The sequence below is a fragment of the Lachnospira pectinoschiza genome, assembly GCF_020564355.1.
Classification (GTDB): Bacteria; Bacillota; Clostridia; order Lachnospirales; family Lachnospiraceae; genus Lachnospira; species Lachnospira intestinalis.
On the sequence record NZ_JAJCRR010000001.1, the window covers coordinates 187,000 to 210,775 of the forward strand.

A 23,776-nucleotide genomic window follows, 5' to 3' on the forward strand; every position below is an offset into this window, starting at 1 on the left:
TATTGTTTCTAAACGAAGGTAAAGCAGTTTTGAGGGGCAGATGAGCAGATTGGAGGAAGAAATGCAGAAAAGCAGAGTAGTTGTGACGGGAATGGGTGCAATTACACCGATTGGTTTGACCGTAGAGGAATTCTGGGAAAACGTAAAAGCACAAAAAGTCGGTATCGGTGCAATTACAAAATTTGATACAACGGATTTTAAGGTAAAGCTTGCAGCAGAAGTAAAAGGCTTTGATGCACAGGCATATATGGATTTTAAACAGGCAAAACGTATGGAATTGTTTAGTCAGTATGCGGTAGCGGCGGCAGGACAGGCAATTAAAGATGCCGGACTGGATATGGAAAAAGAAGACGCATACCGCGTCGGAACGTCTATCGGTTCCGGAATCGGTAGCTTAGATGCCATGGAGCGTGAGCATAAAAAGCTGCTGGAGCGTGGACCGGGAAGGATTAATCCACTGTTAGTTCCGCTTATGATTACCAATATGGCGGCAGGAAATGTATCCATTGCATACGGATTAAAAGGAAAAAACATCAATGTGGTAACAGCCTGTGCGACAGGAACAAATTCTATCGGGGAGGCATACCGCTCTATCCAGTGCGGTGATGCAGATGTTATGGTCTGCGGTGGTACGGAAAGCAGTATTACACCGATTGGAATCGGAGGATTTACGGCACTTACGGCACTTTCTACAAGCACAGACCCGCTTAGGGCATCCCTGCCGTTTGATAAGAACAGAAACGGATTTGTTATGGGAGAAGGTGCGGGTGTTCTGGTACTGGAATCCTTAGAACATGCCAAGAAGCGCGGCGCGCATATATATGCGGAAATTGCCGGATACGGCTGTTCAAGTGATGCGTATCATATCACCTCTCCGGCGGAAGACGGAAGCGGCGCGGCACGTGCCATGACAAATGCCATGCAGGAAGCAGGCGTATTACCGCAGGAAGTGGATTATATCAATGCACACGGAACCGGTACACATCACAACGATTTGTTTGAAACGAGGGCAATTAAGCTGGCATTTGGCGAAGCGGCAGAAAATGTACCGGTCAGCTCCACCAAATCCATGGTCGGACACCTTCTGGGTGCGGCAGGTGCGGTAGAGCTGATTGCCTGTATCAAGTCGGTAACAGATGGGTATCTGCATCCGAACGTGGGGCTTACGGAAACAGAAGACGAAATGGATTTGCAGTATATTAAAGGAAAAGGCATTGAAACAGAGGTGAAGACGGTGCTGTCCAATTCCCTTGGATTTGGCGGACACAATGCAACGCTTCTTGTGAAAAAGTTTTCATAAAAGAAATGAGGCAGTTATGGAATTAGAGCAGATTTTAAAACTGATAGATGCCGTGTCGAAAAGCGCGCTGACAGGTTTTTCACTGGAAGAAGGAGAAACGAAGCTTACGCTTACCGCAGAACGCGTAAAAGAATTCAATCAGGTACAGCAGACAGGCGAGCCGGGTATACAGTCCGGCTGTATGCAGGCATCACAGGCAGGAAACCGGTCCGGTGTTTCCGAGGAAAGAACGCAGAGCATGACGACAGGGAATCCGGCAGCCATGGACGGATACAGCTTTACGGCGGCGGGCGGTGAATATCAGACCGATACGCAAAAAAATGAAAAGCAGGCAGAGGGTACAGTTGTTGCTTCGCCGCTGGTCGGCATTTTCTACAGTGCGCCGTCCCCGGAAGACCAACCATTTGTTACAGTGGGCGATACCGTAAAAAAAGGACAGACACTCGGTGTTATCGAAGCAATGAAGCTGATGAATGAAATTGAAAGCGAGTGTGACGGAATTGTCAAAGAAGTGCTGGTTGAAAACGGTGAAATGGTCGAGTTTGGACAGCCGCTGTTTATTGTAGGAGTGTGAAAATGCCATAAATCAAAGCATTTTCACACGGCACTTTGTGATGCAGACATCACAAAGATGCCCTGAGAAATCATCTGTGGAATGTGAAAATGCCATAAATTAAAGTATTTTCACATGGTTGTTTGCTTCCGGGTGAAAGCAAACAACCCGAATAGTAGATGAGAAATCATCTGTGGAATGGAGAAAAATATGCTTACAACAAAGGAAATTATGGAGATTATTCCACACAGACATCCGTTTCTGCTGGTGGATACGGTGACGGAGTGTGAGCCGGGACAGCGGGCAGTCGGATATAAGTGTGTGACATACGATGAACCGTATTTTGCGGGACATTTTCCGGGAGAACCGGTGATGCCCGGTGTCTTACAGATAGAAGCCTGCGCACAGGTCGGAGCGGTGGCAATTCTGTCACTGGAAAAGAATAAAGGAAAGACAGCATACTTTGGCGCAGTAAATAACGCACGTTTTAAAAGAAAGGTTGTGCCGGGCGACAAGCTGAAAATGGAATGTGAAATTATTAAAAGCAAAGGTCCTGTCGGAATCGGAAAAGTGACGGCAAGCGTAGATGGAGAAACTGCACTTACCGCGGAATTGACCTTTATGATTGGCTAAACATGTAAAAATGTCTGCGGAAAGGAAAGAAGAAATGTTTCAGAAGTTATTGATTGCAAACAGAGGGGAGATTGCGGTGCGCATTATCCGGGCATGCCGTGAAATGGGCATCAAAACGGTTGCCGTGTATTCACAGGCGGATGCCGACGCACTGCATACCCAGCTTGCCGATGAAAGCATTTGTATCGGAAAGGCAGAAGCAAAGGACAGTTATCTGAATATGGAACGCATTTTAAGCGCAACGATTGCATCGGGGGCTGATGCCATTCATCCGGGTTTTGGTTTTTTATCTGAAAACAGCAAATTTGCTGCACTTTGTGAAAAATGTAACATTGCATTTATCGGTCCGTCTGCAAGGACAATCGAAGAAACCGGAAATAAATCGGAAGCCAGAAATGCAATGGTGCGGGCGGGTGTTCCAGTCATTCCGGGTACGAAAGAACCCATTTTTACGGCGGAAGCAGGCAGGAAATTTGCAGATGAAATCGGTTATCCGGTCATGATAAAAGCGGCACTTGGCGGTGGTGGAAAAGGCATGCGTGTGGTGCGAAACAGCGAAGAATTTGAGAAAAATTTTCAAAATGCACAGCGTGAAGCCGAAAATGGTTTTGGCGACAATTCCATGTATATTGAAAAATATATTGAACATCCAAAACATATTGAGTTTCAGATACTGGCGGATAATGAGGGTAATACGATTCATTTGGGTGAACGCGACTGCTCAGTACAACGCAGACATCAGAAAATGATTGAAGAATCCCCGTGTACAGCGCTGGACGAGGATTTGCGGGAACAAATGGGAGCAATGGCGGTTCGGGCGGCAAAAGCGGTCGGATACCGTAATGCCGGGACGGTGGAATTTCTTTTAGACAGCCACAGACAGTTTTATTTTATGGAAATCAACACGCGGATTCAGGTGGAGCATGGGGTGACAGAGCTTGTCACAGGCATTGATCTTGTAAAAGAGCAGATTCGCATTGCTGCGGGAGAGAAACTCGGACTGCGCCAGAGTGATATTCATCTGACGGGTCATGCGATGGAAGTGCGTATTAATGCCGAAAATCCGGATAAAAATTTTGCGCCGTGTCCGGGCACGATTCAGGAACTGCATATTCCCGGCGGAAACGGTGTGCGGATTGATACGGCAGTTTATCCGGGCTATATAATACCACCATATTATGATTCGATGATTATGAAAGTAATGGTATATGACAAAGACCGTGAATCAGCATTGAAAAAGATGAGAAGTACTTTAGGGGAAGTTATTATTGAAGGTGTAACGACCAATCTGGACTTTCAGTATGAGATTTTAAAAAATAAGGAATTTGAAAGCGGTGCGGTTCATACAGATTTTATTGAGAAAAATTTTGAAGAAACCGCTTAAAACGGGATTAATTTTAAAATAAAAGGCAGGGATAGAGTGTGCATTTAAAAGGATTATTTAAAAAGGAAAATCAGCCGGTGCGGCATCAGAATCAGGCGGAAGCGCCGAATGTCCCGGACGGATTGTATACAAAATGCGAAAGCTGTCATGAAATGATTCTGACGGAAGATTTTACGCAGAATGCTTATGTCTGCCCGAAATGCGGACATTATATGAAAATAGGCGCGTATGAGCGGATAAAAATGGTGTTTGATGCACAGACATTTGAAGAATGGGACGAAGAATTTACCGGCGGCAATCCCTGTCATTTTAAAGGATATGAAGAAAAACTTGGGGATTTACAGAGAGACACCGGTTTAAATGAAGCAGTGATTACCGGAAAAGGAAAAATAGACGGCATGGAAGCGGCAGTCGGAGTGTGCGATACACGATTTCTTATGGGAAGCATGGGATATGCCGTGGGGGAGAAGCTGACAAGGGCAATTGAGCGGGCAACGGTAGAAAAGCTTCCGCTGATAATATTTACCTGTTCCGGGGGCGCGAGAATGCAGGAGGGCATTGTATCACTCATGCAAATGGAAAAGACGGCGGCTGCGCTGAAAAAATTTGATGCGGCAGGCGGACTTTATATTACCGTGCTTACCAATCCGACAACCGGCGGCGTGACGGCAAGCTTTGCCATGCTGGGTGATATTATTCTTGCAGAACCGCAGGCGCTGGTCGGATTTGCAGGACCGCGTGTTATCAGACAGACCATAGGGGAAGAACTGCCGGAAGGATTTCAGCGGGCGGAATTTTTACTGGAACATGGATTGATTGATAATATCGTGGAACGCAGATTTTTAAAGCAGACCTTATCGACACTGCTGCGGCTGCATAAAAAGCCACAGGCAGAAACAATGAGCCGCTATCAGCAGTATTTAGATGACATATATGCAAAAAAAATTGATATTAAAAAAGAAGAAGCACTGTTGGCGGCAAAAAATGAAAAGAAGCAGTTGTCGGCATGGGAAAAGGTGCAGATTGCAAGAAGCAGCAAACGTCCGTCGGCGCTTGACTATATCGGCTATCTCACCAAAGATTTTTATGAACTGCATGGTGACAGGGCGTACCGTGATGACGGCGCGGTTGTAGGTGGTATCGCGTTTTTTGGAAAACAGCCGGTGACGGTGATTGGACAGCAGAAAGGTGCAACGACAAAGGAAAATATTGTGCGTAATTTCGGAATGCCGTACCCGGAAGGATACCGTAAAGCACTGCGCCTGATGAAACAGGCAGAAAAGTTTCATCGTCCGGTATTGTGCCTTGTGGATACACCGGGGGCATACTGCGGTATCGGTGCGGAAGAACGTGGACAGGGTGAAGCGATTGCAAAGAATCTGTTTGAAATGGCAGATTTAAAAGTGCCTGTGCTTTCGATTGTCATTGGAGAAGGCGGAAGCGGCGGTGCGCTGGCACTTGCGGCGGGAAATGAAGTCTGGATGCTGGAAAATTCGGTGTATTCAATTCTCTCACCGGAGGGCTTTGCATCAATTTTGTGGAAGGACGCATCCAAAGCAGAAAAAGCGGCGCAGGTAATGAAACTGACGGCACAGGATTTAAAGGAACTGGGCATTATCGAACAGATTCTGCCGGAATTTCCGGTTGTCAGCAGTGACAATATGAATCGTGTTACTTTATATATGAAGCGTAAAATTGCAGGATTTCTGGTGAAATATCAGCAGATGGGCGGTGAAGAACTGGCAGAACAGCGGTATCAGCGCTTCCGGGGAATGTAACAGGAAAGAAATTTATAAAAGGTATTAGCTATCTTCCTTAAAGTGGATTTGAGGAGGGTAGCTTTTTTATTGCAAAAGTAGATATATGAGGTGAGAATTAATTTAAGATGCATATTGGCTATTATTATGGATATATGGTTATTTTATAATAATAATAAATATGATATAAGTACAAAAAGTACATAATAAAAGTACAAACAGTACTTGACAAAAGTATAAAAGTACGTAACTTATAATTTGAGTAAATTTATAAATGCTATTTGGAGGTTGAAAATGGAAAGAGTTATATTTTGGAATAATAAAGGCGGAACTGGCAAAACTACATTAACATTTCAGATAATTAATGAATATGCTTTTCAAAATCCTGAAAAGAAAATATTAGCTATAGATGTTTGTCCTTAAGCAAATTTATCTGAACTTTTATTGGGAGGGTTAAATCAAGGAGGTAGTGAAGTTTTATTAATGAGGCAAGGTACAATCCAAAGAGCAACAATTGGTGGATATTTTCAATTGCGTTTGCCATCTCCTTATAGTGTGCCTTTGTTTAATCCTAGAGATTATTTAACAAAACCGCATGAATATAATCAGTATATACAAGATAATATCGATTTGCTTTGTGGAGATGCTATGTTGGAATTACAATCAAATGCTATTTCCACATTAGCGAATAATCAAATACCAGGAACTAATACATGGGTTGCAATTATAAATTGGTTAAACGATTTCATACAGCCAATCGAGAAAGATTACGATATGGTATTTTTAGACGCAAATCCAAGTTTTTCAATGTATACGCAAATAGCAATTGCGACTTCAACAAAAATGGTGTTACCAGTGATGGCTGATGATTCATCACGTAGAGCCATTCAAAATGCTTTTTCGTTGGTTTATGGATTAAAATTACCTTCTGAAATATATAGTAAATATGCTTTTGCAGAAAAATTAAAAGAAGTAGATATGCCATTACCAAAAGTTTATATGATATTAAAGAATAGATTAACTCAATATATGGGAGCGGCTTCTGCATATGCGACAGTGTTACAGGAAATTGATAAAGATGTTTTATCTCTATTGAAGACGTATACAGATATGTTTGCATTTAAAACATTAGATATGGGAATTATTGATGTAAGAGACTTTCAGACAACGGGAGTTGTTTCGGCTGCAAGAGGTTGTCCTTTACGAAAATTGAAATCAGGACGTTTGGGATTAATGGGAAAGAGAGTTATGGTAAGAGAAGAATATAGACAGAATTGTATTGATAATGTTGAAACAATTGTAACAAGGATGAGTAAAGAGTTATAGCGAAGTTGAAGAAAGTTATGGAAATATTTTAAAGTGAAAAATATTCCTATACAATAAAAATTAATTGACCAATATTGAAAATGAGCTTTTATAAATTTTAGGTACTTTTCCCTTAACCTTATTAATAGCTTTTTGGAATAGAAATATATTTGTGTTGTAAAAAGCTATACATGGTGGTACACTATAAAAAACAAGGAGGTGCATACTATGGCAGTAAAAACAGCAAATGTAACAGCACGTATTCAACCGAATATAAAAGAGCAGGCAGAAGCTATTCTTGACAGACTTGGAATTCCTGTATCTGTATTTATAGATATGACTTACAGACAGGTTATTATGCGTGACGGTGTACCATTTTCATTAGATATTCCCGATAAGTTTGCTACAAGAGATTCTATAACAAAAGCTGAATTTGATACCATGATGCAGACGGGACTTTCGCAGGCAAAAAGAAATGATTCTGTATCTGTCGATGAGGCTTTCGAGCAATTAAAAGCGGAGATGTAAGGTATGGACGAGTATGAGGTAAGGGTAACAAGACAGGCGTTAGAGCAAATGAAAGAAATTGTTCATTATATTTCATATGATCTGATGTCACCGGCTGCAGCGGATAATCTGCTTGATAGGTTTAAAGCAGAGATTTTGAAACTGTCAAGTTTACCGAAGAAGTATGCGCTGATAGAGGAAGAACCTTGGAGAACTGAAGGAATACGCAAGATGGTAGTTCAGAATTTCCTGATTTATTATTGGGTAGATGATGATAACAGCAGAGTTCAGGTGACAGCGGTTATCTATGGCAGGCGTGATCAAATCCGGCAGCTTGCCAATATGGATATGGAGTAGCGACAGCGGGTCTGGTCAGAAAAAACGTTGAATATAAAAATAAATCTCCTAAAGGCAGGGCAAAATGTGTCCTGGCATTTAGGAGATTTTTTTGCGTTATAGGGAATTGTGAATTTTTTTAAAGAAAAATAGAAATAAACAGTATATAACACTTGACAACAGCTATATGCTGTTATACACTGTTTATACGGAAAGGAGGAAGTGAGATTGAATATTATTATCAATCATTCATCTATGGTGCCGATTTATGAGCAAATTGTAGATGTGGTGAAGACACAGATTCGCAAAGGAGAACTTAAAGAAGATGAGAATCTTCCTTCTGTGCGTATGCTGGCAAAAGAACTTAAAATCAGTGCGTTGACGGTAAAAAAAGCATATGATGCTCTGGAAGAAGAAGGATTTGCAATTACAATACATGGAAAAGGAACATACATCACGGCTGCAAATACAGAGCTTTTGCTTGAAGAACAGAAAAAAGAAATTGAAGCGGATTTAGAAAAAGCAGTTTTTAAAGCCAGAAGATGCGGCATCAGTGATGAAGAACTAAAGAATTTATTAGAATTAATATTGGAGGGATAGCCGATGTTAAAAATTGACCATCTAGTGAAAAATTATAATACATTTTCCCTTGATTGTTCGTTGGAAGTTCTGCCGGGACAGATTACAGGGCTTGTGGGGAAAAACGGAGCAGGCAAAAGTACAATTTTCCATGCAGTACTGGGACTGATTAGACCGGATAGCGGGAAAATTACTGTATTAGGAAAAGACAGTCAGGAAATAACAGCGAAGGATAAACAAAAACTGGGGGCTGCATTATCCGATTCCGGGTTTAGTGGAAATCTGACGATTCAGGATATTATTTCTGTACTGGAAAAACTGTATGATGATTTTAATAAGAATTTTTTTATGAAACAGGTGGAAATTTTCGGTCTGCCTTATAAAAAGAAATTGAAGGATTTTTCAACAGGCATGAAAGCGAAATTAAAGGTTTTGATTGCAATTTCACATCAGGCAAAACTGTTGCTGCTTGACGAACCGACAGCCGGGCTGGACGTGGTTGCAAGAAATGAGGTACTGGATTTAATACGGGATTATATGGCAGAAGATGAAGAACGTGCTGTTCTTATCAGTTCTCATATTTCAAGTGATTTAGAATCATTGTGTGATGATTTTTATATGTTAAAGGACGGAAAAATCATTTTTCATGAAGAAACAGATGTCCTGCTTGACCAATATGTTGTTTTAAAAGTAGATGAAGCACAGTATGAGAAGCTGGATAAAAGTTTTATTTTAAAAGTGCAGAAAGAAAATTACGGATATGCCTGTCTTACAAATGAAAATGCGTTTTATATAGAAAACTATCCGCAGATAATCATAGAAAAAGCTGCGATTGATGAGATTGTGACAATGCTTAGCGGAGGTGATGAACAATGTTAGGACTTTTTATTAAAGATTTAAAGCTGTTAAAAGCACAGAAGAAGCTGTTTATGCTTGTTGGTATAGTGACAGCAGTTGTACTGTTTAATATACAGGACGGTACAGAAATGATTGGATTTATGGCAGGATATATGGTATTTGTTGTAACAATGGCGGCAACAAGCACTATCGGTTGTGATGAAGCAGACCATGGAACGGTATTCTTATTTACACTGCCGGTCAGCAGAAAGGAATATGTTTTAGAAAAATATGGTCTGGCGGTGGCAGGAAGTGCGGCAGCAGTATGTATCGTAACGGTACTTGTCTATCTTGTAAGTGTTGTAAGAGGCAGTCAGCTTATGGCAGAGCAGCTTTTTATCATTCTCATTATGATGCCGCTGGCACTTATTTTATTTTCTTTGATGGTGCCGTTTCAGTTACGGTTTGGCGCAGAAAAGGGCAGAATGATGCTGCTGGGAGCTTATGGCGCAGTATTTGGCGGATTGTATATTCTTAAAAATTTCACAGAAAAGTGGAATGTGGATTTGTCGTGGATTGGACAGAAAATAGAGCGGTATTCGCAGGGTACATGGACGATAGTGGCAGTCGTAGCAGCGCTGGCAGTTATGCTGGTATCTTACTTTGCCAGTGTACGGATTTTAAATAAAAAGGAAATTGACTGATGGCATAAAAATGGGACAGTCCGGTTTAAATGTTTTACCGGCTGTCCCTTTTTTTATGTTATATAAATTACTTATTATTCTTCTTGCTTAATTCCTGTTCCTTCATTGCACGAACCTTTAATGAAAGACCAAACAGATTAATAAAACCGTCTGCATCATGGTGGTCATAAAGGTCACCGGTCTTAAAGGAAGCGATAGATTCGTTGTAGAGTGAATATGGAGAAGTTGTACCGGCTTTGATGATGTTGCCTTTGTACAGCTTAAACTTAACTTCGCCTGTTACATTTTCCTGTGTCTTTTCAATAAATGCCTGAACAGCTTCACGAAGCGGTGTAAACCATTTTCCTTCGTAAATAATCTGGGCAAACTTATTTGCCATATTCATTTTAACTGTTGTTGTATCACGGTCAAGAATCAGTTCCTCTAACTGCTGATGTGCTTCGTAAAGAATGGTTCCGCCAGGAGTTTCATAAACACCACGGGACTTCATGCCGACAACGCGGTTTTCAACGATATCAACGATACCGATACCATGCTTGCCGCCTAATCTGTTTAATTCGCGGATGATATCAGAAACCTTCATTTCCTTACCGTTTACAGACTTTGGTACACCATGTTCAAATGTCATAGTTACATATTCACCTTCTTCAGGAGCTTCTTCCGGAGAGTTTCCTAAAACAAGCAGATGCTTGTAGTTCGGTTCATTTGCAGGGTCTTCCAGCTCAAGGCCTTCATGGCTGATGTGCCATAAGTTACGGTCACGGCTGTAGCTGGTATCTGCAGAGAATGGAAGATGGATACCGTGCTGTTTGCAGTATTCGATTTCTGCTTCTCTTGAATCCAGTGTCCATTTTTCATTTCTCCAAGGAGCAATGATGTTGATGTCCGGAGCTAAAGCCTTGATTGCCAGTTCAAAACGAATCTGGTCATTACCTTTACCGGTAGCACCGTGGCAGATTGCTGTAGCGCCTTCTTTTCTTGCAATTTCAACCAGTCTTTTTGCGATAACAGGTCTTGCCATGGAAGTACCTAAAAGATACTTATTTTCATATACGGCGTGAGCCTGTACACAAGGTACGATGTAATCGTCACAGAATTCATCTGTTAAATCTTCAATATATAATTTAGAAGCACCGCATGAGAGCGCTCTTTCCTGTAAACCGTCTAACTCCTCGCCCTGTCCGCAGTCTGCGCATACACAGATTACTTCATAGTCAAAATTCTCCTTTAACCACGGGATAATAGCTGTGGTATCAAGTCCGCCTGAGTAGGCAAGAATTACTTTTTCTTTCATAATTGATATCCTCCGAATTGATTGAATTTGTATGGTTGCAATTGGCAACGAACTTGTGTCTTATGATAAACCACATAAGGTAAAAATGCAATAGGTAAAAATGAATAATATGCAAAAATATACAAAAATCATGTATATTTATAAAAAAATTCAAATTAACACTTTACAGGACAAAAAAAATTGCTATAATGAAACATAACGAATATTTTACAGCGAGGTAAAAGATATGATTAAGGTAGGAATTATTGGTGCAACAGGATATGCCGGAAATGAGCTGGTAAGACTGTTACTGGGACATAAGGATGCAGAAATTGTGTGGTATGGTTCAAGAAGCTATATTGACCAGAAATATGCAGATGTATACAGAAATATGTTTCAGCTTGTTGATGCGGTCTGCATGGATGATAACATGGACGAACTTGCAAAGCAGGTTGATGTCATTTTCACAGCGACACCGCAGGGCTTATGTGCTTCTTTAGTAAATGAAGAAATTTTATCCAATACAAAGATTGTTGATCTGAGTGCGGATTTCCGTTTAAAAGATGTGAGTATTTATGAACAGTGGTATAAGCTGGAGCATAAAGCACCGCAGTACATTGATGAAGCGGTTTACGGCTTATGCGAAATCAACAGAAACCAGATTACCGAAAAAACAAGAATTGTAGCAAATCCCGGCTGCTATACAACAACCTCGATTCTTACCTTATATCCAATGGTAAAAGAAGGGCTGATTGACCCGGATACCATTATTATTGATGCAAAGAGCGGTACTTCAGGCGCAGGACGCGGCGCAAAGGTTGCCAATCTTTTCTGCGAAGTCAATGAAAGCATGAAAGCATACGGTGTCGGCACACACAGACATACACCGGAGATTGAAGAACAGTTAGGTTATGCCTGCGGTAGAAATGATTTGAAACTCATTTTCACACCACACCTTGTTCCGATGAACCGCGGTATTTTAGTAACGGCATATGCAAATCTGGCAAAGGACGTTACATACGAAGAAGTAAAAGCAGTTTATGATAAATATTATAAGGAAGAAACATTTGTCAGAGTGCTGGAAAGGGACGTCTGCCCGGAAACACGCTGGGTAGAAGGCAGTAATTTTGTGGACATCGGATTTAAGATTGAGCCGAGAACCCACCGTCTGATTATGATGGGTGCACTTGATAACCTTGTAAAGGGTGCGGCAGGTCAGGCTGTACAGAACATGAACTTATTATTTGGATTACCGGAAACAGAAGGGCTTATGGCAGCACCGATGTTCCCGTAGAAGTGTGAACAAGATTCCATTACAGGGAAAATGCCTCAACGTGTTACTTAACTTGGGCTTATTTCCCTGTAACGGAATCAGGTTACAATATTTGCAGAATGAGGAGAAATGCGAAAATCCTTAAATTGAAGATTTTCGCATAGCACTTTGTGCCGCAGGCGTCACAAAGCTGCTCTTATCGCAGAACTGAATTAATTCAGTTCGCGATTCCTCCGGCATTAGAATGCCTGCGGAATGGAGTGTAATATGGAAATCATTAAAGGCGGCGTGACTGCGGCAAAGGGATTTTGTGCGGCAGGTTTAAACGCAGGAATAAAAAATAACGAAAAAAAAGATATGGCGATGGTTTACAGTGAAAAGCCATGTGTAACAGCAGGAACATTTACAACAAATAAGGTTTTTGCAGCGCCGGTAAAGTGGGATAAGGACATTGTGGCAAATTCACCATTTGCACAGGCAGTTGTTGTCAACAGCGGTGTTGCTAATGCCTGTACCGGAAAAGAGGGCGATGACGCGTGTGCGGCAGAAGCAAAGGCTGTATCCGAAGCATTACAGGTTCCGGAAAGTGCAGTATTGGTTGCCTCTACCGGTGTTATCGGCGCACAGCTTCCAATGGATAAAATCTGTGCAGGAATTAAAGAACTTCCAAAGAAGCTTGGCAGTTCATTAGAGCATGGCACATTGGCGGCAGAAGCCATTATGACGACAGATACCGTGGATAAGCAGGTTGCTGTACAGATTGAGGTTGGCGGAAAGACGGTTACAGTCGGCGGTATGTGTAAGGGAGCCGGCATGATTCATCCGAACATGGCAACCATGCTGTGTTTTGTGACAACCGATGCGTGCATTAAAAAAGATGCTTTGCAGAAAATGACAAAAGCGATTGTCAGCGATACTTTTAATATGATTTCCGTGGACGGCGATACTTCAACAAATGATACCGTTCTGGTGCTTGCAAACGGCATGGCGGAAAATGATATTATTACCGAAGACAGCAAGGATTATCAGACATTTTATGATGCACTGTTTTATGTACTGCGTGAGCTTTCTAAAAAGATTGCAGGTGACGGTGAGGGCTGTACCTGTCTGTTTGAAGTGCAGGTAAAAAATGCGTCAACAAAAGAACAGGCAAAGGTGCTTGCAAAGTCGATTGTGACTTCAAGTCTTACAAAAGCGGCAATTTTCGGTCACGATGCGAACTGGGGCAGAATCCTCTGTGCAATGGGCTATTCCGGTGCGGACTTAGAACCGGAAAAAGTAGATATTTACTTTGAAAGTGAAGCCGGAAAGTTAAAAATTGTGGAAAACGGAAAAGCAACCGATTACAGTGAAGAAAAAGCAACAGAAATCTTATCAAAGAATCCGGTTATTGCTATTGCAGATGTAAAAATGGGAAATGAAGAAGCAACCGCATGGGGCTGTGATTTGACATTTGACTATGTAAAAATTAACGCGGATTACCGCTCATAATGAAGTTTCGTATTAAAGATACGGCAACGGAAATATTTTGCGGCGGCAGGTAAAAATACTGTTAAAAGTGTATATTAAAAATGGAGAGAACAGACATGGAAATGAATGAAGAATTGAAAAAAGCGCAGGTTCTGGTGGAAGCGCTTCCATATATCCAGAAATTTAACAGAAAGATTATCGTTGTCAAATACGGCGGCAGTGCAATGGTTGACGAAGAATTAAAGAGAAAAGTCATTCAGGACGTTGTACTGTTAAAGCTGGTAGGCTTTAAGCCGATTATCGTACACGGCGGTGGCAAGGAAATCAGCAAATGGGTTGAAAAATCCGGCATGGAACCGCATTTCTTAAACGGACTGCGCGTAACCGATGAGCCGACAATGGAAATCGCCGAAATGGTTTTAAATAAGGTCAATAAAAGCCTTGTATCCATGATTGAAGAACTCGGCGTCAAGGCATGCGGTATCAGTGGTAAAGACGGTGGCATGTTAAAGGTGGATAAAAAGCTTTCCGGCGGCGAAGACATCGGCTATGTAGGTGAAGTCAAGGAAGTGGATACAACACTGCTTCATACACTGTTAAAGGACGATTTCCTTCCGGTTATCTGCCCGATTGGATATGATGATAATTTCCATGCTTACAATATTAATGCCGATGATGCGGCATGTGCCATTGCAAGAGCAGTTAACGCAGAAAAGCTGGCATTCCTTACGGATATTGAGGGCGTTTACAGAGATTACAACGACAAGTCTTCCCTGATTTCAGAGCTTTCAACAGATGAAGCCAGAGAACTGCTTGCGGGCGGTACAATCGGCGGCGGAATGCTTCCGAAGCTGAACAACTGCATTGATGCGATTGAACACGGCGTATCCCGTGTCCATATCTTAGACGGCAGAATTCCGCACTGTCTGTTACTTGAAATCTTTACAAACAAAGGTATCGGTACAGCGATTTTAAGCAACGAAGCAGAACGTTTTTATGATACAAACATTTAACGAAAATTTCGGAGGAAAAAATGGATACAAAGACAATTATTGAAACAGCCGAGGAGCATTTGATTCATACCTACAACCGTTACCAGATTGTACTGGATAAAGGGGACGGTGTGCATTTATACGACACAGACGGCAAGGAATATCTGGATTTCGGTGCCGGTATTGCCGTATTTGCATTAGGATATAACAATAAAGAATATAATGATGCCTTAAAGGCACAGATTGACAAGCTGGTACATACATCGAACTACTTTTACAACGAACCGGCGGCAAAGGCAGCAAAAATGCTGACCAAAGCGACCGGAATGGACAGAGTATTTTTTACCAACAGCGGTACGGAAGCTGTTGAAGGTGCGATTAAGCTTGCAAAGAAATATGCGTATTTAAAGGATGGCTCAACCGACCATGAAATTATTGCAATGGAACATTCTTTCCACGGCAGAAGCATGGGTGCGCTTGCCGTAACAGGCAACAAGCACTATCAGGAAGCCTTTGGACCGATGATTCCGGGAATCCGTTTTGCACAATACAACAATCTGGAAAGCGTAAAGGAACTTGTAAATGAAAAGACCTGCGCGATTATTTTTGAAACCGTTCAGGGAGAGGGCGGCGTTTATCCGGCAAAGAAGGAATTTATCGAAGGTGTCAGAAAGCTTTGTGACGAAAAGGGTATCCTTTTAATTTTAGATGAAATTCAGTGCGGCATGGGCAGAACCGGTTCGATGTTTGCTTATCAGCAGTACGGTGTGAAGCCGGATATTGTAACGGTTGCCAAGGCTTTAGGCTGTGGTGTGCCGGTCGGAGCATTTGCGGCAAAGGATGAAGTAGCAAAAGCCCTGGTTCCAGGTGATCACGGCACTACCTACGGCGGAAATCCGCTGGCTTGTGCGGCGGCAGTCAAGGTATTTGAACTGTTTGACAGCTTAAAGGTGTTAGACAATGTAAAAGAAGTCGGCGCATATTTAGCTTCCGAGCTGGATAAAATTGTGGCTGAATACGATATTGCGACAGAGCGCAGGGGAATGGGTCTGATTCAGGGCTTACAGCTTAGTGTCAATCCAAAAGACGTGATTGCAAATGCACTCGATAACGGACTGATTTTATTCTCAGCCGGAACAAATGTCATTCGTTTTGTACCACCGCTTGTTATTACAAAGGCAGATGTGGACGAGATGATTGTCAGACTGAAAAAATCTTTGGATTCTTGCAGATAAGACTTTTTAAAAGAGAAAATACATGCTATAATTAATCGTTATATTAAGACTTGTACCCGCGGTGCAGGTCTTAATATTTGCTTATAAACCCCGTGAAATCATGGAAAGGTAAATTAATTGGTATGAAGATTTTAAAAAGAGTAACAGCAGTTTTGCTCACAGCAGTTGTTGCCGTTTCGTTTACGGCATGCGGCGGACGCAGTGAACATGCAAAAAAGCTGAATATAGATACAGCCGTTTCGATTAATATCTGGTATCAGGACGATGCATATACATCGTATCTGGACTATATCGCACAGCAGTTTCATAAGGCAAATGAATTTATTACGGTCAATCCGGTGAAAGTAGAGGAAAATAACCTGCTGGATGCCGTTTATAACGGCAGCATTGCGCAGAATAATGTGGCAGATGTATATCTTATGGAAGCATCGGATATGCAACGCGCATATTTAATGGGGCTGACGGCGGAAAATGATGCGTATACACAGTACTATTCACAGAAGCATTTTCCGGTGACGGCAGTTAATGCGGCGTGCTATGAAGGAAAACTTTACGGCTATCCGGTCACATTTCATACGGCAGTCATGGTGTATAATAAAAAATATGCCACAGCGCCGGAAAATTTTGAGCAGATTGAAGCATTTTTAAATTCATATCAGGTCACAGATGAAAATAAAGATGTCAACATGATTGTGGGCTGGGATTCACAGGATTTGTGGACAAATTACGCATTTGGCGGAAGTTATGTGGATAACGGCGGCGCGCAGGGCGAGGACGCTGAAAGCGATGTCCAGACAGAAGCGTTAAAGGCGGCGATGACAGAGTATGCGGCGCTTCAGAATACTTTTGGAATTGTAGATAAAACACAGGAAGAATATAAGCAGATGTTTATGAACAATCAGCTTATTTATACAATACTGGATTCCACGCAGTTAGCGGACTTAAATGCTTCCAGTGTGGATTACGGCATCTGTGCCGTGCCGGGGGCAAAGACGGGATTTGGTACGCAGAGCCTTTCGGATACGACACTTGCCATGGTCAATCCGTATTCGGAAAACACGGACACTGCCAAGGCAGTAGCGCAGGCAATCAGTTACGATTATGCGGATTTGCTTGAAAAGGATACCGGCTACATCAGTGCGAGAACCGATGTGGCGGACAAGAATAAAAAGGTGCTGTACCAGCCGTTGTATGAAGTATATGCGAAGTCTGACAGCTATGCAAAGTATATCGGGGCAGATGAATTTTATGTCAGATATTCCATTTTACTGCACAATATCTGGAAAGGCGAAGATTTAAATGAGTCGGTAGATGCTTTTATAAAGGCAGTCAGCCGTTAAAAAGATGAATAGAAAACCTGTCATTTACTCATATTAGATAGAGAAATTTTATCAATATGGAGGAAGAAATGGCAGGTTTTTTGATTGCAATTATTTCGGGGGCGCTTATGAGTGTCCAGGGGGTATTTAATACAACGGCGACAAAGAGCAGCAGTATCTGGGTGGCGGCATCTTTTGTGCAGATTACGGCATTTGCAACATGCGTGCTGATGTGGTTTTATGACGGACGTCCGCCGGTTAGCGGGCTGTTTCAGGTACAGCCGAAATACGCACTGCTTGGCGGTGTTATCGGTGCATTTATTACGTATACGGTTGTGCGGGCAATGGGAAGCCTCGGAACGGCAAAGGCGGAGATTACGATTGTCATTTCGCAGATTGCCGTGGCATATATCATTGAATTATTCGGCATGTTTGGCAGTAAGCGGGCAGATTTTTCGTGGTTAAAGCTTTTAGGGCTGGCACTGGCAATCGGCGGTGTGGTGCTGTTTAATGTCTGTGGGAATCAGGAATAGCCCCGTAAAAAACAACAAGTGGAAATCTGTGTGCGGGAATGGTATAATAGGCGCAGGTTTTTAGAAATTAGGAGAGAAAGCACGGAGGTACTTTGTGGAAGATTTATTTAAAATACACGGAATTGTAAATTTGAAAAAAGGCGAGGGAAGAACGTTAAAAGCCGGAGGAATGTGGGTTTACGACAATGAAATTGCAAGCACCATGGGAGAAATCGTTGACGGCGGACTCGTAGAAGTACATGATTTTGACGGCTATTTTATGGGTATCGGATATATCAACCGCCGCTCTAAAATTACGGTCAGAATGATGAGCCGCAGAACGAGGGAGATTGACAGGGCATTTATTGAACAGCGCGTGCGCGCCTGTGTGGATTATAGAAAACATACGGTGGATATGTCTTCCTGCCGTCTGATATTCGGTGAAGCGGATTTCCTGCCGGGCATTGTGATTGATAAATTTTCTGATGTGCTGGTTGTCGAATCGCTGGCACTCGGAATTGACCGTTTTAAGCCGCTGATTGTAGAACTGTTAAAGCAGGTTTTAAAAGAAGAAGGCATGCCAATCCGCGGTGTTTATGAAAGAAGCGATGCCAAGGTGCGTCTGCAGGAGGGCATGGAGCGTTTCAAGGGCTTTATCGGAGAAGAATTTGACACCAAGGTATCTATCGTGGAAAACGGCGTGAAATATATGGTCGATGTAAAAGACGGTCAGAAGACAGGATTTTTCTTAGACCAGAAATACAACCGTGCCGCAATCCGTCCGATGTGTAAGGATGCAAAGGTGTTAGACTGCTTTACGCATACCGGTTCATTTGCATTAAATGCGGGCATGGCGGGCGCAAAGAGCGTGCTGGGTGTGGACGCATCGGAACTCGGCGTTGCACAGGCAACGGAAAATGCCGCATTAAACGGACTGTCAGACCGCGTATCCTTTATCTGTGAAGATGTATTTGAACTGCTTCCAAGATTGGAAAAAGAGGGCGAATTGTTTGATGTGGTCATCTTAGACCCGCCGGCATTCACGAAGTCGCGTAATTCTATTAAAAATGCAGTAAAAGGATATAGAGAAATTAATCTGCGTGCAATGAAGCTTGTTAAAAACGGCGGCTATCTTGCAACATGCTCCTGCTCGCATTTTATGAATCCGGAGCTGTTTGCAAAGACGATTGGCGAAGCTGCCGCCAATGTGCATAAGCGCCTGCGCCAGATTGAATATAAAACCCAGTCCCCGGACCATCCGATTTTATGGTCGAGAGATGAGGAGTCGCTGTATCTGAAGTTTTATATTTTCCAGGTGGTGGATGAGAAATAATCCTAAGAATGCTTATTTTATAGGGGTTCCGGAACAATTCTCTGACATGAAATAAAAGACTGACACACTTTTATAGAAAAATATCTCGAAATAAGCAAATCCTCTTAGAGTAATCTAAGGGGATTTTGTCGATTTATCGTTGTCTGATTTAATAAGTTATGATATACTTCGCACATGGGAAACTAGAGAGCCAGGCGGCTTACCCTCTTTTTCGGAGGGGCTAACCCTCCAGACGAAAGAAAGGAGGGCGTTGCCAATGTATGTTACATACTCTGACTTAATTCAGATTGGAATATTCATTTGCACCCTTGTTGGATTGTGCTACACGATTTTCAAGGGAAAACGAAAATAGCCGCCATTACTGCGAATAATGACGGCTGTTGATAAAACAGTTATTTAATTCATTCGGGTAAGCCGCTTCTCTAGCTTTCCCTCTTTCTACGCATAATATAACATATCTTATGAGCTGACGCAAGGAAAAGTGTAAAACGGTTCATAATTTATAACATGTCATGTTTTCAGATGAAATTAGGCGAAGTAAAAACAGACATCTGAAATTATCTCTCTTTAGACGTCGGAAGACCATATTTCTTGCGTAAATTATCAACAAATTCCTGCAGGTTATTAAATAAATCCATAGAATCAGCCTGGCGCACTTTTTGAGGAGTGACAAACATTGAGCGCTTCCCTTTTGGCTGAAATGGATCAGATACATCAATGAATGTGCCGACACTACCATAATTTGCTGTCGAGCATGAGTATATATTTTCGAGCAGTGAATAGTTTTCTATAAGTTCTGAAAGTACTTCTGTAATAGGATCGCTTTGTTCTTTCGCATTAACAAGCAAAGCAGCAGCTCGCTCTGAAATTCCTATCATATCAGCAATGTGAGAAAACTCCTTATTAGGCATTGACTGCTGCCCTATCAAATAATCTAAATCACATTTGAAATATTCTGAAATCGATACAAGCATGTCTATAGATGGATAATTATATCCTTGCTCCCAGTTCTTAACAGTATCGAGGGAGATATTCATTTCATCAGCAAATTTATCTTGTGTTAATCCACATTTAGTTCTGATCCTTTTTAATTTTTCTCCGAAACTACGTAATTTAACACGCTCTCTTTTCAATAATATCGCTCCTTTGTACTCGAAAAGTACGTCTTATATTACATATAATATCATGTTACGCTATGTAAAGCAACACGAAAAACAGATAAAGACAAGAAAGGGGTAGAATGATGAACGCGACAAAACAGATCGGAACATTAGAAGATAGAAAAATGGTTGATACCAACGGACTGCAGGCGATGCTTAGCTCTGGAAGAAAGACCGCCGTAGAAATTGGCACTGCTGCACAAGCAAGGGTGCAGGTAGGGCGTAGGGTTTTATGGAATGTCGGAAAAATCCAGAAATATCTTGATGCAATCAGTGAATAGGAGGACGGCATGGATGATTTAAGAAATATACTTCCTACAGGGAAGAGCAATGCAATCTCCGCACGTGAGTTAGCTGCAAAAATTGGCGTGAGTGATCGGGTATTGAGGGACATTGTTACAGAAGATAGAGTAAAGGGCATTGTAATATGTTCATCTTCTGCCGGTTATTATCTCCCGGCGAATAAAGATGAAATCAGAGAGTTTTGTAATTTTATGGAAAAAAGAGCAAAACATTCATTTATTGCAATACAGAGCGCACGCCGGGCATTGGGAGAAGTTGAGGGGCAGCAGACATTCATGCCCTAACCCCCCAAGATTAGCAAGCAAAAGGAGGCAAACACATAATGAAAGGAGGCTATGGAAAAGTGGATAGAGCCATTATAGAAGATCCGACACTTACACCGGAGTCACGGCTAATATATGCGTGTTTAGCTTGCTATGCAGATAAAAAGCGAAGCTGCTATCCAAGCATTGAAACGCTTATAAATGTGTCTGGAATGGGAAAAAACCGATTTTATAAACACATGAATGCGCTTATAGAACGTGGCATTGTGGAAAAGGTTAAATTAAAAAAAGGCAATCTCTATTGTAACAATATTTATAAATTGAAGGACTTTCGATTTCTTCAAAATAGAGAAGTCGAGAATCGAACTACCGAAAATCAGTAGGTCGAAAATGAGGACTATAACAATACCAGAATAAACAATACCAAGATAAAACAGTACCAGGATAAACACATGAATATTATTTCTACGAAATAATATGGTCATTTGGCAAAATGACCGTGTTTTTCCGTCGTGGTGAAATGCTATAGTAATTGATCGGAAACAATGTTTTATGAATGTGATACGTGCACCAACAGGAAGGAGGGGCAACGATGGCGAAGGGAAAAGCAAGCGAGTGGCTGGATGATGATAAATTGTTGCTCCTTCAAGGCTGGGCCAGGGATGGCTTATCTGATGAGCAGATAGCCGAAAACATGGGAATAAGTGTAAGAACACTTTACCGGTGGAAAAATGAATATTGGCAGATATGTCATGCCTTAAAAAAGGGTAAGGATGCAGCCGACAGAGAAATTGAGAATGCTCTGTTTAAGAGAGCAAAAGGTTATGATTATGAGGAAATACGAGAAGAAACCAAAGACGGAAAAGTTGTAAAAAGGATCGTAACAAAGAAACATATTCCAGGAGATACCACAGCACAAATATTCTGGTTAAAAAACCGAAAACCAGAATATTGGAATGGTGGTACTGGTTTTAGTGACGAAGGGACCGAAGTCAATATTTATATTCCGGACAATGAAAGAGGTGTAGGCGATGAAGAATAATAAACAGAATTATATTATTTTTGTGGATGTTCTCTCGGATGAAGTTAGATATTTATGCCGGCGAGCAGATGGCAGTTTGTACACCTGCATTGTGGCAACAGATGCAAACGGATTTTATGAGAAAGATGCAACGGATGTTTCGGAGATAGAAGCTCGGATATTTATATCTACAGCCTTTAATCGGGCAATGAACATAATTTGATATATGGCTACAGAGGGATATGAGCATATATATTATTCTATCTCTATTATCTAATCTCTAATATCTAGTAAAGAATCCTTGTAGAAACCCTAGAAGAAATTATGTAAGAAATCTTACACTGTATCAATATTGGAAGGAGGGAATATAGGTGGATTCAGTCGGAAGAAATGAACAAATTGTAAGCCAGATACAAAGCGTTGTCGGAGATCGACAAGAGCTATTAACAGAGTTATGGGTTTCAAACATGGGACTTGTTCAGAAAATTATACATCAGGCCACTGGCTTACAGCGGAATGTACATCGACAAGATTTTGAGGATCTGGAACAACAGGCATTTATAGGAATAATGGAAGCTGTGAGAAGATATGATCCTGCTGCCGGTGTAAAGTTTTTCACCTATGCCGAAAGCTATATCAGAAAATCGATATATAAATATTATGATAAAAATGGCCAGGCGTTGCGTCTTCCTGCATATATGCGAAAACGCATAAAAGAATATACGCAGGCAAAAGAAAATCTGAGAAGCAAAGGGCAATCGGCAACGATTGAAAACATTCAGAAAATATTATCGTGGTCTGATAATGCTATACGCTCTGTAGTTGAGACTATCCGGAAAATGGAAATGCAGAGTCTTGACAGTTATTTGAACGAAAGCGATAAGGATTCCGGAACTGTAATGGATATGATTGCAAGCTCGGAATGCGTATCGGATGATGCACTTGCAAATTCATATGCGGAAGAGTTGCACATAGAACTGCAGAAAGCACTTGCAGAGTTGTCAGAGCGTGAACAATTAGTTTTGAAGGCTCTATATTACCAGGGGTATAGTGAAAAAACGATTGCGGAATATATGGGATGTACAAGACAAAATATTTCACGGATTAAAACCGAAGCATTTAAGCAAATAAGAATTGGAAAATACAGAAATGCTCTCTTGTCGTTTTTATCAGTGTCTGCAGCTGAACGCGCAAGAAAGAAGATTGTGCAAGATTTCAATGAATTATCAGAGGATGAAAGGAATTTGTTGCTATGACAGCAGAAGAATTTGAACAGGTAAAAGAATGCGCCAGGTGTGCAGCAGTGGAACAAATACATGATTTTATAATTTTAATGGTTAAGGAAGGGAAAGAAGATTCACAGGACCAGGAACATGGATTTGCTGCGGAAGTAATAAGGGAAGCGTTAAACCGGTATAGGTTTGAATCAGCAGAAAGCACAATAAGAAAATATGTGGATTGGCTTGTTAGACGTCACGCGGAATTAAATCATGTGATGCAGCAGGATAATACATATAGTATTAGGCATAATGCAATGGTATTTGAATATATTGTGAAAAAGCCTATGTCTCATGTTCAGATAGAAAAGAAACTGGGGATAAGTGATGGAACATTTAAAAGATATATCGATACTTGTATTCGTGAGCTGGCAGATATTTTGTTTTTGAATTATATAAGCGATAACAGCGTGTAAAAGGTAAAAACAATAATTTCCCCATATAGTGCGA

At 41.5% G+C, this 23,776-nt stretch carries 28 protein-coding genes; 26 read left to right on the plus strand and 2 right to left on the minus strand.

Annotated features, from left to right (window positions below):
• The first annotated feature begins 40 nt into the window (after nucleotides 1–40).
• The 12 genes from fabF (at nucleotide 41) to LI288_RS01035 (ending at nucleotide 9,895) form a co-directional block, all read left to right on the plus strand.
• Nucleotides 41–1,300, plus strand: a complete 1,260-nt coding sequence (gene fabF, locus LI288_RS00980; RefSeq protein WP_022431867.1) for a beta-ketoacyl-ACP synthase II — start codon at nucleotides 41–43, stop codon at nucleotides 1,298–1,300.
• Nucleotides 1,301–1,316: 16 nt separating this feature from the next.
• Nucleotides 1,317–1,874 carry an acetyl-CoA carboxylase biotin carboxyl carrier protein gene (gene accB, locus LI288_RS00985; protein WP_227089148.1) on the plus strand — a complete coding sequence of 186 codons (558 nt, stop codon included), beginning with the start codon at nucleotides 1,317–1,319 and terminating at the stop codon, nucleotides 1,872–1,874.
• A gap of 189 nt (nucleotides 1,875–2,063) precedes the next feature.
• The gene (fabZ, locus tag LI288_RS00990) at nucleotides 2,064–2,486 is read left to right on the plus strand and encodes a 3-hydroxyacyl-ACP dehydratase FabZ (RefSeq protein ID WP_022431865.1); all 423 of its coding nucleotides are present in this window, start codon (nucleotides 2,064–2,066) and stop codon (nucleotides 2,484–2,486) included.
• A 34-nt stretch (nucleotides 2,487–2,520) separates the two neighbouring features.
• Complete coding sequence (locus LI288_RS00995; RefSeq protein ID WP_227089149.1) at nucleotides 2,521–3,870, plus strand: acetyl-CoA carboxylase biotin carboxylase subunit; 1,350 nt, start codon at nucleotides 2,521–2,523, stop codon at nucleotides 3,868–3,870.
• Between the two features lie 38 nt (nucleotides 3,871–3,908).
• A complete protein-coding gene (locus tag LI288_RS01000) occupies nucleotides 3,909–5,648 on the plus strand; it encodes an acetyl-CoA carboxylase carboxyltransferase subunit alpha (RefSeq protein ID WP_227089150.1) in 1,740 nt (579 codons plus the stop codon).
• Between the two features lie 273 nt (nucleotides 5,649–5,921).
• Entirely contained in the window at nucleotides 5,922–6,050 is a 129-nt protein-coding gene (locus LI288_RS01005; RefSeq protein ID WP_022431862.1) for an AAA family ATPase, read from the plus strand.
• Nucleotides 6,051–6,071: 21 nt separating this feature from the next.
• A complete protein-coding gene (locus LI288_RS01010; RefSeq protein ID WP_227089151.1) occupies nucleotides 6,072–6,953 on the plus strand; it encodes an AAA family ATPase in 882 nt (293 codons plus the stop codon).
• A gap of 207 nt (nucleotides 6,954–7,160) precedes the next feature.
• A complete protein-coding gene (locus tag LI288_RS01015) occupies nucleotides 7,161–7,460 on the plus strand; it encodes a type II toxin-antitoxin system RelB/DinJ family antitoxin (RefSeq protein WP_022431860.1) in 300 nt (99 codons plus the stop codon).
• A gap of 3 nt (nucleotides 7,461–7,463) precedes the next feature.
• Complete coding sequence (locus LI288_RS01020) at nucleotides 7,464–7,796, plus strand: type II toxin-antitoxin system RelE/ParE family toxin (protein ID WP_022431859.1); 333 nt, start codon at nucleotides 7,464–7,466, stop codon at nucleotides 7,794–7,796.
• A 207-nt stretch (nucleotides 7,797–8,003) separates the two neighbouring features.
• Nucleotides 8,004–8,375 carry a GntR family transcriptional regulator gene (locus tag LI288_RS01025; RefSeq protein WP_227089152.1) on the plus strand — a complete coding sequence of 124 codons (372 nt, stop codon included), beginning with the start codon at nucleotides 8,004–8,006 and terminating at the stop codon, nucleotides 8,373–8,375.
• A 3-nt stretch (nucleotides 8,376–8,378) separates the two neighbouring features.
• Complete coding sequence (locus LI288_RS01030; protein ID WP_227089153.1) at nucleotides 8,379–9,233, plus strand: ABC transporter ATP-binding protein; 855 nt, start codon at nucleotides 8,379–8,381, stop codon at nucleotides 9,231–9,233.
• A complete protein-coding gene (locus tag LI288_RS01035) occupies nucleotides 9,227–9,895 on the plus strand; it encodes an ABC-2 transporter permease (protein ID WP_227089154.1) in 669 nt (222 codons plus the stop codon). The genes LI288_RS01030 and LI288_RS01035 overlap by 7 nt, the downstream gene beginning before the upstream one ends.
• A 67-nt stretch (nucleotides 9,896–9,962) precedes the next feature.
• On the opposite strand, the gene LI288_RS01040 is transcribed toward LI288_RS01035, so the two are convergent.
• Nucleotides 9,963–11,189, minus strand: coding sequence for an argininosuccinate synthase (locus tag LI288_RS01040; RefSeq protein WP_022431855.1), 1,227 nt, complete (start codon nucleotides 11,187–11,189; stop codon nucleotides 9,963–9,965).
• Between the two features lie 226 nt (nucleotides 11,190–11,415).
• On the opposite strand from LI288_RS01040, the gene argC reads away from it, so the two are divergent.
• From argC to LI288_RS01075, 7 genes are all read left to right on the plus strand, one after another.
• Nucleotides 11,416–12,462 carry an N-acetyl-gamma-glutamyl-phosphate reductase gene (gene argC / locus LI288_RS01045; RefSeq protein WP_022431854.1) on the plus strand — a complete coding sequence of 349 codons (1,047 nt, stop codon included), beginning with the start codon at nucleotides 11,416–11,418 and terminating at the stop codon, nucleotides 12,460–12,462.
• 246 nt (nucleotides 12,463–12,708) lie between these two features.
• Nucleotides 12,709–13,932, plus strand: coding sequence for a bifunctional ornithine acetyltransferase/N-acetylglutamate synthase (gene argJ / locus LI288_RS01050; RefSeq protein WP_227089155.1), 1,224 nt, complete (start codon nucleotides 12,709–12,711; stop codon nucleotides 13,930–13,932).
• A 95-nt stretch (nucleotides 13,933–14,027) separates the two neighbouring features.
• Entirely contained in the window at nucleotides 14,028–14,924 is an 897-nt protein-coding gene (gene argB, locus LI288_RS01055; protein WP_022431852.1) for an acetylglutamate kinase, read from the plus strand.
• A 20-nt stretch (nucleotides 14,925–14,944) separates the two neighbouring features.
• Nucleotides 14,945–16,138 carry an aspartate aminotransferase family protein gene (locus LI288_RS01060; RefSeq protein WP_022431851.1) on the plus strand — a complete coding sequence of 398 codons (1,194 nt, stop codon included), beginning with the start codon at nucleotides 14,945–14,947 and terminating at the stop codon, nucleotides 16,136–16,138.
• A 122-nt stretch (nucleotides 16,139–16,260) separates the two neighbouring features.
• On the plus strand, nucleotides 16,261–17,478 hold the full coding sequence (locus tag LI288_RS01065; RefSeq protein WP_227089156.1) for a sugar ABC transporter substrate-binding protein: 1,218 nt from the start codon (nucleotides 16,261–16,263) through the stop codon (nucleotides 17,476–17,478).
• A 68-nt stretch (nucleotides 17,479–17,546) separates the two neighbouring features.
• Complete coding sequence (locus LI288_RS01070) at nucleotides 17,547–17,990, plus strand: DMT family transporter (protein WP_022431849.1); 444 nt, start codon at nucleotides 17,547–17,549, stop codon at nucleotides 17,988–17,990.
• Between the two features lie 94 nt (nucleotides 17,991–18,084).
• Nucleotides 18,085–19,302: a class I SAM-dependent rRNA methyltransferase gene (locus tag LI288_RS01075; protein ID WP_227089157.1), complete on the plus strand. Its 1,218-nt coding sequence runs from the start codon at nucleotides 18,085–18,087 to the stop codon at nucleotides 19,300–19,302.
• 557 nt (nucleotides 19,303–19,859) lie between these two features.
• On the opposite strand, the gene LI288_RS01080 is transcribed toward LI288_RS01075, so the two are convergent.
• Nucleotides 19,860–20,435, minus strand: coding sequence for a helix-turn-helix domain-containing protein (locus tag LI288_RS01080; RefSeq protein ID WP_227089158.1), 576 nt, complete (start codon nucleotides 20,433–20,435; stop codon nucleotides 19,860–19,862).
• A gap of 110 nt (nucleotides 20,436–20,545) precedes the next feature.
• Here LI288_RS01080 and LI288_RS01085 point away from each other — a divergent pair, with 110 nt between their 5' ends.
• From LI288_RS01085 to LI288_RS01115, 7 genes are all read left to right on the plus strand, one after another.
• Nucleotides 20,546–20,743: a hypothetical protein gene (locus tag LI288_RS01085; RefSeq protein WP_117715261.1), complete on the plus strand. Its 198-nt coding sequence runs from the start codon at nucleotides 20,546–20,548 to the stop codon at nucleotides 20,741–20,743.
• Between the two features lie 9 nt (nucleotides 20,744–20,752).
• Nucleotides 20,753–21,049, plus strand: a complete 297-nt coding sequence (locus LI288_RS01090; RefSeq protein ID WP_227089159.1) for a hypothetical protein — start codon at nucleotides 20,753–20,755, stop codon at nucleotides 21,047–21,049.
• Nucleotides 21,050–21,087: 38 nt separating this feature from the next.
• The gene (locus LI288_RS01095) at nucleotides 21,088–21,411 is read left to right on the plus strand and encodes a helix-turn-helix domain-containing protein (RefSeq protein ID WP_227089160.1); all 324 of its coding nucleotides are present in this window, start codon (nucleotides 21,088–21,090) and stop codon (nucleotides 21,409–21,411) included.
• Between the two features lie 209 nt (nucleotides 21,412–21,620).
• Nucleotides 21,621–22,070: a helix-turn-helix domain-containing protein gene (locus LI288_RS01100; RefSeq protein WP_227089161.1), complete on the plus strand. Its 450-nt coding sequence runs from the start codon at nucleotides 21,621–21,623 to the stop codon at nucleotides 22,068–22,070.
• Complete coding sequence (locus LI288_RS01105; protein WP_227089162.1) at nucleotides 22,060–22,272, plus strand: hypothetical protein; 213 nt, start codon at nucleotides 22,060–22,062, stop codon at nucleotides 22,270–22,272. Before LI288_RS01100 ends, LI288_RS01105 begins: the two co-directional genes overlap by 11 nt.
• 148 nt (nucleotides 22,273–22,420) lie before the next feature.
• Nucleotides 22,421–23,305 (plus strand): sigma-70 family RNA polymerase sigma factor, encoded by an 885-nt coding sequence (locus LI288_RS01110; protein WP_227089163.1) that lies wholly within the window; start codon nucleotides 22,421–22,423, stop codon nucleotides 23,303–23,305.
• The gene (locus LI288_RS01115; protein WP_227089164.1) at nucleotides 23,302–23,742 is read left to right on the plus strand and encodes a hypothetical protein; all 441 of its coding nucleotides are present in this window, start codon (nucleotides 23,302–23,304) and stop codon (nucleotides 23,740–23,742) included. The genes LI288_RS01110 and LI288_RS01115 overlap by 4 nt, the downstream gene beginning before the upstream one ends.
• The last annotated feature ends 34 nt before the right edge of the window (nucleotides 23,743–23,776 follow it).

Excerpts from the sequence above, each read along its gene's own strand:
- fabF (WP_022431867.1), top strand. The coding sequence starts at position 41 with ATGAGCAGATTGGAGGAAGAAATGCAGAAAAGCAGAGTAGTTGTGACG.
- accB (WP_227089148.1), top strand. The coding sequence starts at position 1,317 with ATGGAATTAGAGCAGATTTTAAAACTGATAGATGCCGTGTCGAAAAGC.
- fabZ (WP_022431865.1), top strand. The coding sequence starts at position 2,064 with ATGCTTACAACAAAGGAAATTATGGAGATTATTCCACACAGACATCCG.
- LI288_RS00995 (WP_227089149.1), top strand. The coding sequence starts at position 2,521 with ATGTTTCAGAAGTTATTGATTGCAAACAGAGGGGAGATTGCGGTGCGC.
- LI288_RS01005 (WP_022431862.1), top strand. The coding sequence starts at position 5,922 with ATGGAAAGAGTTATATTTTGGAATAATAAAGGCGGAACTGGCAAAACT.
- LI288_RS01015 (WP_022431860.1), top strand. The coding sequence starts at position 7,161 with ATGGCAGTAAAAACAGCAAATGTAACAGCACGTATTCAACCGAATATA.
- LI288_RS01020 (WP_022431859.1), top strand. The coding sequence starts at position 7,464 with ATGGACGAGTATGAGGTAAGGGTAACAAGACAGGCGTTAGAGCAAATG.
- LI288_RS01030 (WP_227089153.1), top strand. The coding sequence starts at position 8,379 with ATGTTAAAAATTGACCATCTAGTGAAAAATTATAATACATTTTCCCTT.
- LI288_RS01035 (WP_227089154.1), top strand. The coding sequence starts at position 9,227 with ATGTTAGGACTTTTTATTAAAGATTTAAAGCTGTTAAAAGCACAGAAG.
- LI288_RS01040 (WP_022431855.1), bottom strand. The coding sequence starts at position 11,189 with ATGAAAGAAAAAGTAATTCTTGCCTACTCAGGCGGACTTGATACCACA.
- argC (WP_022431854.1), top strand. The coding sequence starts at position 11,416 with ATGATTAAGGTAGGAATTATTGGTGCAACAGGATATGCCGGAAATGAG.
- argJ (WP_227089155.1), top strand. The coding sequence starts at position 12,709 with ATGGAAATCATTAAAGGCGGCGTGACTGCGGCAAAGGGATTTTGTGCG.
- argB (WP_022431852.1), top strand. The coding sequence starts at position 14,028 with ATGGAAATGAATGAAGAATTGAAAAAAGCGCAGGTTCTGGTGGAAGCG.
- LI288_RS01060 (WP_022431851.1), top strand. The coding sequence starts at position 14,945 with ATGGATACAAAGACAATTATTGAAACAGCCGAGGAGCATTTGATTCAT.
- LI288_RS01065 (WP_227089156.1), top strand. The coding sequence starts at position 16,261 with ATGAAGATTTTAAAAAGAGTAACAGCAGTTTTGCTCACAGCAGTTGTT.
- LI288_RS01070 (WP_022431849.1), top strand. The coding sequence starts at position 17,547 with ATGGCAGGTTTTTTGATTGCAATTATTTCGGGGGCGCTTATGAGTGTC.
- LI288_RS01085 (WP_117715261.1), top strand. The coding sequence starts at position 20,546 with ATGAACGCGACAAAACAGATCGGAACATTAGAAGATAGAAAAATGGTT.
- LI288_RS01090 (WP_227089159.1), top strand. The coding sequence starts at position 20,753 with ATGGATGATTTAAGAAATATACTTCCTACAGGGAAGAGCAATGCAATC.
- LI288_RS01095 (WP_227089160.1), top strand. The coding sequence starts at position 21,088 with ATGAAAGGAGGCTATGGAAAAGTGGATAGAGCCATTATAGAAGATCCG.
- LI288_RS01100 (WP_227089161.1), top strand. The coding sequence starts at position 21,621 with ATGGCGAAGGGAAAAGCAAGCGAGTGGCTGGATGATGATAAATTGTTG.
- LI288_RS01105 (WP_227089162.1), top strand. The coding sequence starts at position 22,060 with ATGAAGAATAATAAACAGAATTATATTATTTTTGTGGATGTTCTCTCG.
- LI288_RS01115 (WP_227089164.1), top strand. The coding sequence starts at position 23,302 with ATGACAGCAGAAGAATTTGAACAGGTAAAAGAATGCGCCAGGTGTGCA.